This window comes from Aquitalea magnusonii (genome assembly GCF_003202035.1).
Taxonomy (GTDB): Bacteria; Pseudomonadota; Gammaproteobacteria; order Burkholderiales; family Chromobacteriaceae; genus Aquitalea; species Aquitalea magnusonii.
In genome coordinates this window covers 24,660-38,988 of record NZ_QJKC01000011.1, presented here as the reverse complement: position 1 = coordinate 38,988, position 14,329 = coordinate 24,660, and the positions used below count along the sequence as shown (strand labels likewise).

The 14,329-nt window shown below is 62.5% G+C and carries 12 protein-coding genes; 3 read left to right on the top strand and 9 right to left on the bottom strand.

Annotated features, from left to right (window positions below):
- Position 1: 1 nt before the first annotated feature.
- Together flgB and DFR38_RS12725 are read right to left on the bottom strand one after the other, a co-directional pair.
- The gene (flgB, locus tag DFR38_RS12730; RefSeq protein ID WP_059285867.1) at positions 2–412 is read right to left on the bottom strand and encodes a flagellar basal body rod protein FlgB; all 411 of its coding nucleotides are present in this window, start codon (positions 410–412) and stop codon (positions 2–4) included.
- A gap of 258 nt (positions 413–670) precedes the next feature.
- Positions 671–1,087, bottom strand: a complete 417-nt coding sequence (locus tag DFR38_RS12725; RefSeq protein ID WP_059285868.1) for an OsmC family protein — start codon at positions 1,085–1,087, stop codon at positions 671–673.
- A 122-nt stretch (positions 1,088–1,209) separates the two neighbouring features.
- On the opposite strand from DFR38_RS12725, the gene tsaD reads away from it, so the two are divergent.
- From tsaD to DFR38_RS12710, 3 genes are all read left to right on the top strand, one after another.
- Positions 1,210–2,235, top strand: coding sequence for a tRNA (adenosine(37)-N6)-threonylcarbamoyltransferase complex transferase subunit TsaD (tsaD, locus tag DFR38_RS12720; protein ID WP_059285869.1), 1,026 nt, complete (start codon positions 1,210–1,212; stop codon positions 2,233–2,235).
- A 43-nt stretch (positions 2,236–2,278) separates the two neighbouring features.
- On the top strand, positions 2,279–4,195 hold the full coding sequence (locus DFR38_RS12715; RefSeq protein ID WP_110313490.1) for an ATP-binding cassette domain-containing protein: 1,917 nt from the start codon (positions 2,279–2,281) through the stop codon (positions 4,193–4,195).
- A gap of 430 nt (positions 4,196–4,625) precedes the next feature.
- Positions 4,626–5,351 (top strand): SDR family oxidoreductase, encoded by a 726-nt coding sequence (locus tag DFR38_RS12710; RefSeq protein ID WP_059287191.1) that lies wholly within the window; start codon positions 4,626–4,628, stop codon positions 5,349–5,351.
- Between the two features lie 73 nt (positions 5,352–5,424).
- Here the strand turns inward: DFR38_RS12710 and DFR38_RS12705 are convergent, their stop codons facing one another.
- The 7 genes from DFR38_RS12705 to DFR38_RS12675 form a co-directional block, all read right to left on the bottom strand.
- On the bottom strand, positions 5,425–6,816 hold the full coding sequence (locus DFR38_RS12705) for an FAD-binding oxidoreductase (protein WP_110313489.1): 1,392 nt from the start codon (positions 6,814–6,816) through the stop codon (positions 5,425–5,427).
- A 119-nt stretch (positions 6,817–6,935) separates the two neighbouring features.
- Positions 6,936–7,805 carry an acetyl-CoA carboxylase, carboxyltransferase subunit beta gene (accD, locus tag DFR38_RS12700; protein ID WP_059287192.1) on the bottom strand — a complete coding sequence of 290 codons (870 nt, stop codon included), beginning with the start codon at positions 7,803–7,805 and terminating at the stop codon, positions 6,936–6,938.
- Positions 7,806–7,887: 82 nt separating this feature from the next.
- Positions 7,888–8,676, bottom strand: a complete 789-nt coding sequence (gene trpA, locus DFR38_RS12695; protein WP_059287193.1) for a tryptophan synthase subunit alpha — start codon at positions 8,674–8,676, stop codon at positions 7,888–7,890.
- Positions 8,677–8,694: 18 nt separating this feature from the next.
- Positions 8,695–9,897 (bottom strand): tryptophan synthase subunit beta, encoded by a 1,203-nt coding sequence (trpB, locus tag DFR38_RS12690; protein WP_110313488.1) that lies wholly within the window; start codon positions 9,895–9,897, stop codon positions 8,695–8,697.
- The gene (locus tag DFR38_RS12685) at positions 9,884–10,507 is read right to left on the bottom strand and encodes a phosphoribosylanthranilate isomerase (RefSeq protein ID WP_110313487.1); all 624 of its coding nucleotides are present in this window, start codon (positions 10,505–10,507) and stop codon (positions 9,884–9,886) included. Before DFR38_RS12685 ends, trpB begins: the two co-directional genes overlap by 14 nt.
- 1 nt (position 10,508) lies before the next feature.
- Positions 10,509–11,297 (bottom strand): tRNA pseudouridine(38-40) synthase TruA, encoded by a 789-nt coding sequence (truA, locus tag DFR38_RS12680; RefSeq protein WP_059287194.1) that lies wholly within the window; start codon positions 11,295–11,297, stop codon positions 10,509–10,511.
- A 225-nt stretch (positions 11,298–11,522) separates the two neighbouring features.
- On the bottom strand, positions 11,523–14,183 hold the full coding sequence (locus tag DFR38_RS12675; protein WP_146215977.1) for a FimV/HubP-related protein: 2,661 nt from the start codon (positions 14,181–14,183) through the stop codon (positions 11,523–11,525).
- Positions 14,184–14,329: the final 146 nt, after the last annotated feature.

Sequence of the window (14,329 nt, the reverse complement as noted above, 5' to 3'; positions counted from 1 at the left end):
TTTACTGACCTCCACCGGTGATGGCGCTATTCAGACTGGAAATACGCTTGCTCAGAAAGGTGAGCGTGGACTGGTACTGCAAGGCGTTATCGGCAAAGGCAGCGCGCTCCACATCCATGTCCACCGTGTTACCGTCCAGGCTTTGCTGTACCGCATTGCGATACTGCACAGCCGGTTTGCCGGCACTGCCGCCTGCGTTTCCCGCCAGATGACGCGCATCAGTCACATTCATCGCCAGCTTGCCTTGTCCATCCTGCGCAGACTGCAAGGCCTGCTTGAAATCGAAATCCACTGCCTTGTAATTGGGGGTATCGGCGTTGGCAATATTGCTGGCAATGACTTCCTGGCGGTATGCGCGCAAATTGAGCGCCCGCTGCTGAAAATCGAATTCCTTGCCAATCTTGTCCAACATGACCTTGCCTCCCTGGATACGTCCCCATCATTAGCAGGAACCGTGCCAGGCAAAACCATCCATTCAGAGCATTGATTTTATTGGTTTCACCCCATCACCCCACCAGCAGACAGGTCGCGGCAAGCGGCAGGAGCGGCAAGTTTTGCCGCCGTGTCACCGCCACTGCCGCCAGCGGCAAAAACAAGACCGCCGCTACCCGATGGCAGCGGCGGTCTTGTTGACTACTGACAGGGGCAGCCAGGCTACCCGCTGAGGACATCAGCCCTCACGCACCTCGAAATCGTGGGTGATGTCGGCAGTCTTGCCCAGCATGATGGAGGCCGAGCAATATTTCTCGGCCGACAGCTTGATGGCCCGCTCCACCACTTCCGGCTTCAGCTCCCGCCCGGTCACCACAAAATGGAAATGGATTTTGGTGAAGACCTTGGGTTCGGTCTCGGCACGCTCGGCCTCCATTTCCACCCAGCAGTCGGTCACTTGCTGGCGCGACTTTTTCAGGATGGAAATCACGTCATAGCTGGTACAACCGGCCGTGCCCAGCAACAGCAGCTCCATCGGGCGCGGCCCCAGATTACGGCCACCACCCTCCGGCGCGCCATCCATCACCACCGCGTGGCCGCTACCGCTCTCGCCCATGAAGCACACGCCATCCACCCATTTCAGTCTTGCTTTCACTGCTCCACCCTTCCGCTTTTGTTCAGCGCAAATCCGCTTGATCGCCACAGACTATCATTCCCGATTTGGGCAGACAAAGATTCACCGGTAAAATGGAAAGATTACCCTGTTATAAAGCCATCATGCTGGTACTTGGAATCGAATCATCGTGCGACGAAACCGGCGTTGCACTGTACGACCTGAAGGCGGGCCTCATCGCCCACCATCTGCATACGCAAATGGCCATGCACGCCGAATACGGTGGCGTGGTGCCCGAACTGGCCAGCCGCGACCACATCCGCCGGGTCATCCCGCTCACCGAAGCCTGTCTGGCCGAAGTCGGCAAGACCCTGGCCGATGTGGACGCCATCGCCTACACCCAGGGTCCCGGCCTTGGCGGGGCGCTGCTGGTGGGGGCCAGCGTGGCCAATGCACTGGCCTTTGGCCTGAACATTCCGGTGATCGGCGTTCATCATCTGGAAGGCCATCTGCTGTCGCCACTGCTGGCAGAGCCACGGCCAGACTTTCCCTTTATCGCCCTGCTGGTTTCTGGCGGCCACACCCAGCTGATGGCGGTGCGCGGCATCGGCCAGTACGAGGTACTGGGTGAAACGCTGGACGACGCGGCCGGCGAAGCCTTCGACAAAACCGCCAAACTGCTGGGCCTGCCCTACCCTGGCGGCCCCTTGCTGTCGAAACTGGCAGAAGAAGGCGACCCGGCACGCTTTAGCCTGCCACGCCCCATGCTGCACAGTGACAACCTGGACATGAGCTTTTCCGGCCTGAAAACCGCCGTGCTGACACTCAGCAAACAGGTGGAAGCCGAGCATGGCGAGATTGACGAGCCAACCCGCAAGGACATCTGCCGCGCCTTTCAGGAGGCCATTGTCGAAGTGCTGGTCAGCAAATCGCTCAAGGCGCTGAAACAGACCGGCATGAAAAAACTGGTGGTGGCCGGTGGCGTGGGGGCCAACAAGCAGCTGCGCGCCGCGCTGGATCAGGCCGCCCTGCGGCGCAAGCTGCAGGTGTACTACCCGCCACTGGCGCTGTGTACCGACAACGGCGCCATGATTGCCTTTGCCGGCGCCATGCGGCTGCAATACGCCACGGCACCGGGTAGCTATTCGATCAAACCGCGCTGGGACCTGTCCACCCTGCCCGCCGCCTGAACCAACCACGCCGGGTGCCACGCATCCGGCCAGCCTGCCTAACATGATCCAACTGAAAAACCTCAGCCTGCGTCGCGGCCTGAAAGAATTGCTGGTCAACGCCAGCCTTACCCTGAATCCCGGCTACAAGACCGGCCTGGTCGGTGCCAATGGCGTGGGCAAATCCAGCCTGTTTGCCCTGCTCAAGGGCGAGCTGCATGCCGATGGCGGTGACGCCGACATCCCCAGGCAATGGGTGATGGCCCATGTGGCACAGGAAACGCCGGCACTGGATACCGCTGCCATCGATTACGTGCTGGATGGCGACCACGAACTGCGCCAGCTGGAAGCCGAACTGGCGGCCGCCGAGGCGCGTGACGATGGCAGCGCCATCGGCCATCTGCACGGCGAACTGGCCCGCATCGAGGCCTACTCTGCCCCGGCCCGCGCCGCCAAGCTGCTGACTGGCCTGGGCTTTGCCACCGAAGCACACCAGCAGCCGGTCAAGAGCTTTTCCGGTGGCTGGCGCATGCGGCTGAACCTGGCGCAGGCGCTGATGTGCCGCTCCGACCTGCTGCTGCTGGACGAACCCACCAACCACCTGGATCTGGAAACCGTGCTGTGGCTGGAAGACTGGCTGCAAAGCTATCCGGGCACCTTGCTGATCATCTCGCACGACCGTGACTTCCTCGACAGTATTTGCAGTCATATCGCCGAAGTAGCCAACCAGACCCTGACGCTGTACACCGGCAATTACAGCCAGTTTGAAACCATGCGTGCGGAAAAGCTGGCGCGCCAGCAGGGCGAGTTTGACAAGCAGCAACGCCAGATTGCCCATCTGGAGTCCTTCATCACCCGCTTCAAGGCCAAGGCGACCAAGGCCAAGCAGGCACAAAGCCGGGTGAAGGCGCTGGAAAAGCTGGAGCGCATCGCCCCGGCCCATGTCGCCTCGCCCTTCGATTTTCACTTCGACAGCCCGGACAATCTGCCCAATCCACTACTGCGGCTGGACAAGGTGGATATCGGCTACGGCAGCACCACCATTCTGCGCGGCCTGTCGCTGTCGGTGGAAGCCGGCAGCCGCATCGGCCTGCTGGGGGTGAATGGTGCCGGCAAATCGACGCTGGTGAAGCTGCTGGCGGGCGATCTGCCGGCACAGGCAGGCGAACTGATCAAGGCACAAACGCTGAAGATAGGCTATTTCGCCCAGCACCAGCTGGAAACCCTGCGCGTGGATGAGTCGCCGCTGCAGCATATGCAGCGACTGGCACCTGGCGCCCGCGAGCTGGAGTTGCGCAGCTTCCTCGGCGGCTTCAATTTCCGTGGCGACAATGCCACCGATCTGGTCGGCCCGATGTCCGGCGGCGAAAAGGCCCGGCTGGCCCTGGCCATGATCGTCTGGCAAAAGCCCAATCTCTTGCTGCTGGACGAACCCACCAACCACCTGGACCTGGAAATGCGCCATGCGCTGACGCTGGCCTTGCAGGACTTCTCCGGCGCGCTGATCGTGGTATCCCACGACCGCAGCCTGCTGGAGTCCACCACCGACCTGTTCTGGCTGGTCAGCGGCGGCACCGTCACGCCCTTTGATGGCGATCTGGAAGACTATCGCCAATGGCGGCTGGCCCAGCTGGCGGAAAGCGGCAAACCCTCCACGGGTGACGCCCAAAGCGTCAACCGCAAGGAGCAGAAACGCCAGGAGGCCGAAGCCCGCCAGAAGCTGGCCCAGCTGAAAAAGCCGCTACTGAGCCAGCTCGCCAAGCTGGAAAAGCAGCTGGAACAGCTCAGCAGCGAAAAAAACCAGCTGGATGCCTTTATGTCCGGCGAGGACGCCTATAGCGAGGCCAACAAGGGCAGGCTGGCCGAGGCGGTCAAACGGCTGGGCGTGGTCAGCAGTGAACTGGCTCAAGTAGAAGAAGACTGGATGCTGCTGCAAGAACAGCTGGAGGCACTGGAAAACGGCATGGACAGCCCGGACTGACCACCCGCACAGCGAGAGCGGGCCGGCAAACACCGCCCCGCCTCTTGCTGCCGGCTGCAATTATCCACAGCAATCAGAGGATAAAGCTGTGGATAAGCTTTGAACAAAGCAAAAAACCCTTTGCCGTAGAAATACTTGCAGTCATCGCTCAGAAAAGGGGCAAATGCGCTGTCGCAAAGGCATGCGACGCACGGCAGGCTGCCAGACCCTCGGCCAGCTCACACCGACCACGACAGCCTGCCCTGGCGCGGCTCTCCGGTCAATACTGCCGCCGCCGGCCAGCGCAGGATAGGCCACGGCTCGGTCAGCGCCCCCCCTGCCGGGCGGCAGGCGATAGCCCCGGATATTGCCACGGCAGTTAAGGAAATATCTGGTTTCACCCAGGCCAACTCCGCTCTAGCATCGCTCTTTTAGCCAATTCGGAGGGCGTATGCGCACCAGGCACAGCTTGCAGGACCAAACAGTCGTGATCATCGGCGGCAGCTCCGGACTGGGACTGGCCAGTGCGCAAGCAGCCATCCATGCCGGTGCCAGGGTCATCATCGGCTCCTCCAGCACAGACAAGCTGCAACAGGCAGTGCACAGCCTGGGACAACAGGCCAGCGGCCACCCCGTCGACGTACTGGACGCCGCTTCCATTCAAGCCTTTTTCGCCGCCATCCCGGCGCTGGATCACTTGCTGATCACCGCCGCCGTGATCCGCCCCGGCTTGTTGCTGGAGGCAGACATCACCGCACTGCAAACCAATCTGGACAGCCGCTTCTGGGGTAGCGTGCACAGCATCCGCGCCGCAACACCCCGGCTGGCCGCCAGCGGCTCCATCACCCTGACCTCCGGCATGGTCACACAGCGGCCACAGCCGGGCAAGGCACTGGCCGCCGTGGCCGCCGGTGCGGTGGAAACGCTGGCGCACAGCCTGGTGGCGGAGCTGGCACCCCGCCGCATCAATGTGATCAGCCCCGGCCCCATGCATACGCCGCTGCTGAGCGGGGCGCTGGGTAACGATGCCACGCGACTGCAAGCCCTGGCCCATACCCTGCCCTTGAAACGGCTGGGCGAGGCCAGCGAGTTTGCCGAGGCGGCACTGTTCCTGATGGCCAACCCGGGGATGAATGGCGAGGTGCTGCATCTGAATGGCGGCGCCGCCTGGGCCTGAGCCTGGCGCAGCCGGCACTTCACCAGTGTGCCTGCCACCCGCCGCTGGCGGGCGGTGGCAGGCAAAACCGTGCTCAAGCCAGCAGCTTGCCCGGATTCATGATGTTATTGGGATCGAAAACCGCCTTGACCCCGCGCATCAGCGCCCTATCTGCCGCGCTACGTGTCACGCCCAGATAATCGCGCTTGAGCAAGCCCACACCGTGCTCGGCCGACATGCTGCCGGCAAACTCGGCCACCAGGGCAAATACCTGCTCGTTGACCGCCTCGCAGGCGCGCCGGAAATCTGCGAGCGCCCAACTGACCGGCTTCAGCACATTGATATGCAGATTGCCATCGCCGATATGGCCATACCACAGCACCTCGAAATCCGGATAGTCGTGCTCCAGCAAGGCCTGCAAGCGCTCCACGAAGGCGGGCAGCCGGCTGATCACCACCGAGATGTCGTTCTTGTAAGGGGTATAGGGGGTGATGGCGGCACTGATACCCTCGCGCAAGCGCCATAGCGCACCGGCCTGCTGCGCGGACTGGGCCAGCACGCCATCGGCCACCCAGCCTTGTTGCAGGCAATGTTCAAATGCCTGCAAGACCAGCGCATCGTCAGCCGATGGCGGCAATTCGCACTCCAGCAGCACATAAAAAGGCTGGCGCTGTGCCAGTGGCGGCCTGGCCTGCTCGGCCGCCAGCACATGGCTCAAGGCCTGGTCGGAGAAAAACTCGAAGGCTTGCAAGGTGAGCCGGCTGCGAAAGGCATGGAACACCGCCATGATGTCGGCTAATTGCGGCACGGCCAGCAACAGCACTGCGCTTGGCGGTGCCGGATCACACAAGCGCACCGTCGCCTCCACCACCAGCCCCAGCGTGCCCTCGGAGCCGATGAACAGGTGACGGAAGTCATAGCCGCTATTGTTCTTGTTCAACCCCAGATTGCACTGCAGCAACTCGCCACTGCCGGTCACCACCGTCAGTCCGGCGATCCAGTCACGGGTCATGCCATAGCGCACCACGCGGATGCCACCAGCGTTGGTGGCGATATTGCCGCCGATCTGGCTGGAGCCGCTGGCGGCAAAGTCCACCGGATACAGCAGCCCCTGCTCGCGGGCAAAGGCCTGCAGCGCCGCGGTGACCACGCCCGCCTGGCAACGTACGGTGCGCGCCAGCGGGTCGAACTGATCGATACGGTTCATCCGCTCGAAGGACACCACCACTTCGCCCTGCGCCGCCACGGCGCCGCCGGACAGGCCGGTGCGGCCACCGGATGGCACGATGGCCACGGCATGTGCATTGGCCCAGCGCACCACGGCCTGCACCTCCTCGATACTGCGTGGAAACACCACCGCCGCCGCTTGCGGCTTGGTATAGCGCGTCCAGTCCTGGCCGTAGCGCTCCAGCGTAGCGGCATCGTCATGAATGCGTTCGGCCGGGATGAGGGTTTGCAAGGCAGCGAGTTGGGATGGGGTGAGCACGGCAGGATCCAGGCAATAAAGAGGGCAGCGACTACCTTAGCACGTGGCCAGGCAAATAAAAAAGCCGCTTACCTTAGCAAGGGAAGCGGCCTGCATCACATCGTGACGGTCAGCAAGAATCAGGCAACAGCCGCCTGCTTTTGCAGCATGGACACCAGCTCGGCAATCTTGCGCTTGAGTTCGCGGCGATCGACGATCATGTCGATGGCACCCTTTTCCAGCAGGAATTCCGAACGCTGGAAGCCTTCCGGCAGGGTTTCGCGCACGGTCTGCTCGATCACGCGCGGGCCGGCAAAGCCGATCAGCGCACCCGGCTCGCCAATCACCACATCGCCCAGGAAGGCGAAGGAGGCAGACACGCCGCCCATGGTGGGATCGGTCAGTACCGAGATGAACGGCAGCTGGTGATCGGTCAGCAATTGCAGCGCGGCACTGGTCTTGGCCATCTGCATCAGTGAGTTCAGGCCCTCCTGCATGCGCGCACCACCGGATGCCGCCACGCAGATGAACGGTGCCTTGGCTTCGATGGCAGCCTGTACACCACGCACGAAACGCTCACCCACCACCGAACCCATGGAGCCGCCGATAAAGCGGAACTCAAAGGCGGCGACGACAGCCGGCATGGAATGGATGCTGCCTTGCATCACCACCAGCGCATCATCTTCGCCGGTGCTGCTTTGCGCCGCTGCCAGGCGGTCGGGATAGCGCTTGCCATCCTTGAACTTGAGAATATCCACCGGCTTGACCTCGGCACCGATTTCACGGCGGCCTTCGTCATCCAGCAACATATGCAGCCGCTGACGGGCATTCAGCGGGTGGTGGTGATTACATTTGGGACATACCTGCAGATTGCTCTCCAGGTCGGTGTAATACAGTACGGCTTCACATGCCGGGCACTTGCTCCACAGCCCCTCCGGTACCGCTGAAGGCTTGTCAGCGCGGGAATCGCGCTTGATCTTCGGCGGCAGGAGCTTGTTCAACCAGCTCATGCTGACTCCTTGCTCAACGCAGTCCGGCAGGCTATGCCGGACTGACAATAAAACGGGGTGTTGTCACCCCGTTTGCGTGTCCTTAAAGAATGGCAGCTTTCAATTCTGCTACCAGACCGGTCAACCGCTCTTTGGCGGTTTGTTCTGTAGCCGCCTCGATTTCCTGCACCAGTCGGCTCCCCACCACCACGGCATCGGCCGTCACTGAGATGGCCTTGGCGGTGGCGGCATCGCGAATGCCGAAGCCAACGCCGATGGGAACCTGAATATGTGCTCTAAGGGCGGCAATTTTACGCGCTACATCGTCAATGTCCAGATTTCCTGCACCGGTGACGCCTTTCAGCGACACATAGTAGACATAACCACGGGCGTGACGGGCGATTTCACGCACCCGTGCCTCTGGCGTGGTCGGGGCAATCAGGAATACCGGGTCCAGATCCGCCGCGATCAGCGCAGCAGACAGTTCCGCCGCCTCTTCCGGCGGGCAATCCACCGTCAGGACGCCATCCACGCCGGCTTCGCGCGCTTGCGCGGCGAAGCTGGCATAACCCATGACGAATACCGGATTGAGATAGCCCATCAGCACCACCGGCGTGGTGGTATTGGTCTGGCGGAACTGGGCCACCATGGCCAGTACATCGCGCAGACCCACCTTGTGCAGCAGTGCGCGCTCGGAGGCACGCTGGATGACCGGGCCATCGGCCATCGGATCGGAAAACGGCACGCCCAGTTCGATGATGTCGGCACCGCCATCCACCAGGCCGTGCATCAGCTCCACCGTAAGCGCAGGGTGCGGGTCGCCGGCGGTGATAAAGGGAATCAGCGCCTTCTTGCCATCCAGCCGGGCAAAACATGCAGCAATACGTGACATAAGCCTTCCTTAGCCTGGTTAGAGCGTGATACCGGCAAGACCGGCCACGGTATTGATGTCCTTGTCGCCACGACCGGACAGGTTGACCAGAATCACCTTGTCCTTGCCCATGGTCGGCGCCACCTTGGCGGCCCAGGCCAGCGCATGGCTGGATTCCAGTGCCGGGATGATGCCTTCCAGATGACAGCAGTCGTGGAAGGCGCTCAGGGCTTCCTGGTCGTCGATGGCGACATATTCGGCGCGGCCGATGTCTTTCAGGTAGCTATGCTCCGGGCCGACGCCAGGGTAATCCAGGCCAGCCGACACCGAGTGGGTTTCCACTACCTGGCCGTTGGCATCCTGCATCAGATAGCTCTTGGCACCGTGCAGCACCCCCACGCCGGCACCACCGGACAGCGGAGCGGCATGCATGCCGCTGGCAATGCCATGGCCACCGGCCTCGACACCCACCATGCGCACACCGTCCACATTGATATAGGGATAGAACATGCCGATGGCGTTGGAACCGCCACCGACGCAGGCCACCACCACATCCGGCTGACGACCGGCTACTTCCGGCATCTGTTCTTTGGATTCCTCGCCGATCACCGACAGGAAGTCGCGCACCATCATCGGATACGGGTGCGGACCGGCCGCCGTGCCCAGAATGTAGAAGGTGCTGTCGACATTGGTCACCCAGTCGCGCATGGCTTCGTTCAGCGCGTCTTTCAGGGTCTTGGAGCCGGACTCCACCGGCACCACGGTGGCACCCAGCAGTTTCATGCGGAAGACATTGGGCGACTGGCGCTTGATGTCCTCTGCCCCCATGTAGACAAAGCATTCCATGCCGTAGCGGGCAGCCACGGTGGCGGTGGCTACGCCATGCTGGCCGGCACCGGTCTCCGCAATCACCCGCTTCTTGCCCATGCGGCGGGCCAGCAGGGCCTGGCCGATGGCATTGCTGATCTTGTGCGCACCAGTGTGGTTGAGGTCTTCACGCTTGAAGAAAATCTGTGCACCACCCAGTTGCTCCGACCAGCGCCTGGCGTGGTAGATGGGGCTGGGGCGGCCCACATAGTGTTTCAGCTCGTGGCGAAACTCTTCCCAGAAAGTCGGATCGGCCTTGACGCGCTCGTATTCGTTCTTGAGTTCGTCCAGTGCCGCCATCAAGGTTTCGGCAACATAGACGCCACCATACGGTCCGAAGTGGCCGTTTGCATCCGGAAGATCATACCGCTCCATGCCTTGCTCCTGATATGAACGCTGCCATTCTGGCAGCATCTTTGATTCCCTTGGCTGCTTCCACACCGCTGGAAACATCCACTGCCGCCGGCCGCACAGCGGCCACGGCTTGCTTGATATTCTGGTCGTCCAGCCCGCCGGACAAAATCAGCGGCAGGGGCAGGTCTGCTGGCAACAAGGTCCAGTCAAAGGTGGTCCCGGTGCCACCGTGCGCGCCTTCGACAAAGGCGTCGGTCAGCAGGCCGCGGGCGTCCGGGTATCGGGTGGCGGCGGCTGTCAGGTCCAGTCCGGGCTTCACCCGTACCGCCTTGAGATAGGGACGGCGGAAGGAGCGGCAGAATTCCGCGCTTTCTTCACCGTGGAATTGCAGCATGTCGATGCTGCACGCCGCCAGCACTTCTTCCACCAATTCGCGCTCCGGATTGACGAACAGCGCCACCACGCTGACAAAGGGCGGCAAGGCGGCAATCACCGCCTGCGCCTGCGCCAGGCTGACATTGCGCGGGCTTTTCGGGTAAAACACCAGGCCGATGGCATCGGCGCCCAGGCGGGCGGCTTCCGCGCCATCCTCCGGCCGGGTAATGCCGCAAATCTTGATTCTGATGCTCACATCATCTCCACAGCGCCAGGCGGGCCGGTGCGGCCTGCGATGGCAATTGATACTGTGCCGGATAACCGACTCCGGTCAGGTACAGCCCGTCCGGCATGAAAGTTGGCGGTGCACGGGTACGATCCTGTGCGGCAAGCAGCGCCTCAAGATCAGCCGCATCCAGGCTGCCCTTGCCCACATACACCAGTGCACCAACGATATTGCGCACCATGTGGTGCAGGAAGGCATCGGCCAGCAGATCGAAACGGATCAGCCCGCCCGCCTCGCTGATCTCCAGTTGCTGCAGGTGTTTGACCGGGCTTTTCGCCTGGCATTCTGCCGCACGAAAACTGGAAAAATCATGCTGCCCCAGCAAGATGGTGGCAGCCTGGCGCATGGCCTCGACATCCAGCGGCTGGTGATACCAGCCCACCTTGCCGGCCAGCAGACAGGGGCGCACCGGATGCGTCAGCAGGAAGTAGCTGTAGGCGCGGGAAAAGGCGGAGAAACGGGCATGGAAATCCTCGTCCACCTCGCGTGCCCACACCACGGCCACCTCGGGCGGCAGATGGGCATTCACCCCGCGTACCCAGGCATTGAGCGGGCGCGCAATCGGGCTGTCGAAGTGCACCACCTGCATGGCCGCATGCACACCGGCATCGGTACGGCCGGCGGCCAGGGTTGTAATGTCTTGTCCGGCGATCTGGCTCAGGGCCTGGTTCAATCTGTCCTGGACGGTATTGCCATGCGGCTGAGTCTGCCAGCCGGAAAAAGCCCGGCCGTCATACTCGATGCCGAGCGCTATTCTCATGCCCACACCTTGCTTGCAACATCCTCCGCTGCCGCAGCCTTGGCCGACAACAACGGACGCTAAAACAACAACTCTACCCTATCCGGCGGGGTTTACGCCATGCCGTCTTGCATGATAAGCCTGCCGCCACGCGGCGACAGCAGCACAAAATAATCCCCGTGGCAGTGGGCCATGCAAAACGGGGGAGCATTGGCTCCCCCGTTTTGCATGGCCTGGCCGTCCGCACTACACGGTTTGGCCGGCTTCCTTCATCAAGGCTGCTGCCGTTTCCTTGTCACCCATTTCCAGGTAAAGCTTGGCCAGTTCCATCTTGTCATTGGCCTCGGACTGCGCCTTGCCTTGGGCTGCGGCCGGCGCTGGCGATGCCGGCGGCGGCGGCGGTGGATCCACCTTGACCGATTCCGGCAGGTCAGACAGGAAGTCCATGCTCAACATGGGCTCGGGCGCCTGCTTTACCGCGTTTTCCAGCTCCTGCTCACCCAGCGAGGCAAAGGCATCCAGGCCGCTCAAGGCCGGATTGGGCTCGGCAGCCGGCGGCAGCGGCGCGGGCCCGGCGGATGGTTTGTCGAGGAAATCCATGGCCAATGGCGTTTCCGGCTCGGGCTCAAGCGCCCCCAGCTCGGCAGCCAGATCCAGCGGTGGCACATGCTGCGGCAGCGCCTCGGCCATCGCGGCCGGGGCCGCGGCCGTGGAATTGACGCGCACCGGCTCCAGGTCGAGCGGCGAGGCGGCCGGGACCGGCTTGGCATCAAACAGCGGATGCTCCGGTGCCAGCGTGCGGCCCAGTTCGCACACCCGCATCCACAGGGTGCTGTCCTTGCCGAAAATACCCCGCGCCGTGGTCGCTTCGGCGATGAAGCCGTCCTTGTCCGGCTGCATGGCCAATACTTCCAGCAGCTTGTAGCGCAGATCCTGGCGCATCGGTTCGCGCACCAGACCTTCGCGCAGGATTTCCAGCGCCTGGTCGATGCGACCGTAGGCAAGGTAAACCTCCGCCTCGGCAATCAGGTCGACCGAAGCCAGATCAATCCCTTCCCCGCGCTTGATGCCACTCATCAGCGTGGTCAACGGCCCCATGGTCAGCATGGAGGCATTATCCGCAGCCGCCTTGCTCGCAGGCTTGCCCGCCGATTCGGCGGCCTTGCGCTGGCGCAGGCGCTGTGCCACCAGCAGCGCACCCAGGCCGACAGCGGCGGCGGCACCGCCATACATCAGCGCACCGCTATTGCGCAGGCTGTCCAGCACATCATCCACCATGGATGGCGCTGGCGCAGCCTCGACTGCGGGCTTGGGCGGCGCTGCCTTGACCGGCGGATGAGCCGGCTCGGCCGGTTTCACCGGCTGCGCTGCCGGTGCCGATGCCACGGCAGCGACCGGCTGGCTGGCGACGGCCACTACGGCGACGGCTGGCTGACTGGCAACAGCAGCCACCGCGGGCTGGCTGGCCGCAGCGTGGGTTTCGCCAGCAGCCGTGCTGGCTGCTGCGGCTTTGGCAATTTGCAGATTGCGGATTTTCTGCTCCAGCTCCAGCGCCTTTTGCTGGGCCTGCAGCAAGGCCTGATCCTGTTTTTGCAGAATGGTCTTCAGGCGATCTTCCTGCGCGGCTTCAGCCCCACCGGCGGCCACGGCCTTGACCGCAGTCACCTGGGGTGCCGAGGCTGCCGGCTTGGCCGCTGCATGCGCTGCTTCGGCCACCGGCTTGCTCATGGGTTTGAGGGTGGCGACGGCATCCGGTTTGGCCGGGGCCTTGACTGCCGGCGCCGGCGGTTCCGGGGCTGCAGCAGGCTGCGCGACACTGCTCTGGGCATTATCCGCAGCCAGACGCCAGTCGGCCGGATATTTCAGGGCCGCCCCCGCGCGCAGGCGATTGACATCCCCCGCGATGAACGCATCCGGATTACTCCGATACAAGCGTCTGGCGACATCGGCCTGACTGCCGGCACCCTTTACCCTGGCGGCAATCAGCGACAAGGTATCGCCATGCAGAACCCGGTACACCTTCAGCGGTTGCACCTTGTCTGCGCCATGCACGCTCTTGCGCACGCCAACAGAGTCGACGGCACGCTCTTCAACGGTGTAGCCATTGGGATCCAGCAACAGATTGTAATGTTTCTGCGCATGGACATTGCCGGCACCGACTTCCAGGCGGAAAGCCAGCACCGGGTCGTTCATCGGCTGGCTGCTGCGCAGCAACAGCATGGATTTGCCGGCTGGCGACTTGCTGATCTGGTGCGAGATGGAGGCAATCAGCTGCAACTGCTCGCCGCTGGGCGCACCCTGCAGGCTATCTGCAGACAGCGCCACCCTGACATTGTCTGTCTGCTTGACTGCCGTACCGAACAATTCCAGCTCGGCCACCAGTGGCTCGCCCAGTTTGGATTTAACCTTGAGTTCACCCAGGCCCAGGCTGCTCAGACGGGGCATCTGGTCTGGCGAGACGACGTTTTTCTTGACCGTGTCGTCATGAACCGGCTGTTTGTCCTTGCGCGGCGGGCCATCCCGCAGGTAATCGACCTCGAACTCCCGCACCAGGCGGCCGGCTGGCCAGCTCATTTCCACCGCGAAACGCAGCAAGGGCTCATCGAAATGGCTGGGCCCCTTGACCAGGATCTTCTGGATACCGCCATCCGGCTTGCGGATGGCGGAAAACTTCAGCACCGGCGCCGACTGGCTATATGTCGACACCAGCGGATATTTGTTGCGATCAGCCAGGCTGACCAGCACATTCCCTTGCGGCTCTTCGTCCACCACGGGAATTTCCGCTTCAAAAGGCTGACCTTCCGAAGACAGGACATGAATCGGCCCCAGGCCGGCGAAGGCCGATCCTGCAGAGCCCATGCCGGCCAACAAGATGGCGAGCAAGGTCATGCTATGTTTTGAAGCCATGATCTGGACTTCCCCGATTCCTGCTAAGGCAGGTTTTATTGCTAATGAACTACCCGGCTAAAACGTGTGCCATTCAATAGTAAAACCGACAATATTGCAAAACAGCGCGGCTGGCACCACAAAACTGGACCTGATCGACAAGCTCG

Coding starts and splice junctions, on each gene's coding strand:
- flgB (WP_059285867.1), bottom strand. CDS start 412: ATGTTGGACAAGATTGGCAAGGAATTCGATTTTCAGCAGCGGGCGCTC.
- tsaD (WP_059285869.1), top strand. CDS start 1,210: ATGCTGGTACTTGGAATCGAATCATCGTGCGACGAAACCGGCGTTGCA.
- DFR38_RS12715 (WP_110313490.1), top strand. CDS start 2,279: ATGATCCAACTGAAAAACCTCAGCCTGCGTCGCGGCCTGAAAGAATTG.
- DFR38_RS12710 (WP_059287191.1), top strand. CDS start 4,626: ATGCGCACCAGGCACAGCTTGCAGGACCAAACAGTCGTGATCATCGGC.
- accD (WP_059287192.1), bottom strand. CDS start 7,805: ATGAGCTGGTTGAACAAGCTCCTGCCGCCGAAGATCAAGCGCGATTCC.
- trpA (WP_059287193.1), bottom strand. CDS start 8,676: ATGTCACGTATTGCTGCATGTTTTGCCCGGCTGGATGGCAAGAAGGCG.
- trpB (WP_110313488.1), bottom strand. CDS start 9,897: ATGGAGCGGTATGATCTTCCGGATGCAAACGGCCACTTCGGACCGTAT.
- truA (WP_059287194.1), bottom strand. CDS start 11,297: ATGAGAATAGCGCTCGGCATCGAGTATGACGGCCGGGCTTTTTCCGGC.
- DFR38_RS12675 (WP_146215977.1), bottom strand. CDS start 14,183: ATGGCTTCAAAACATAGCATGACCTTGCTCGCCATCTTGTTGGCCGGC.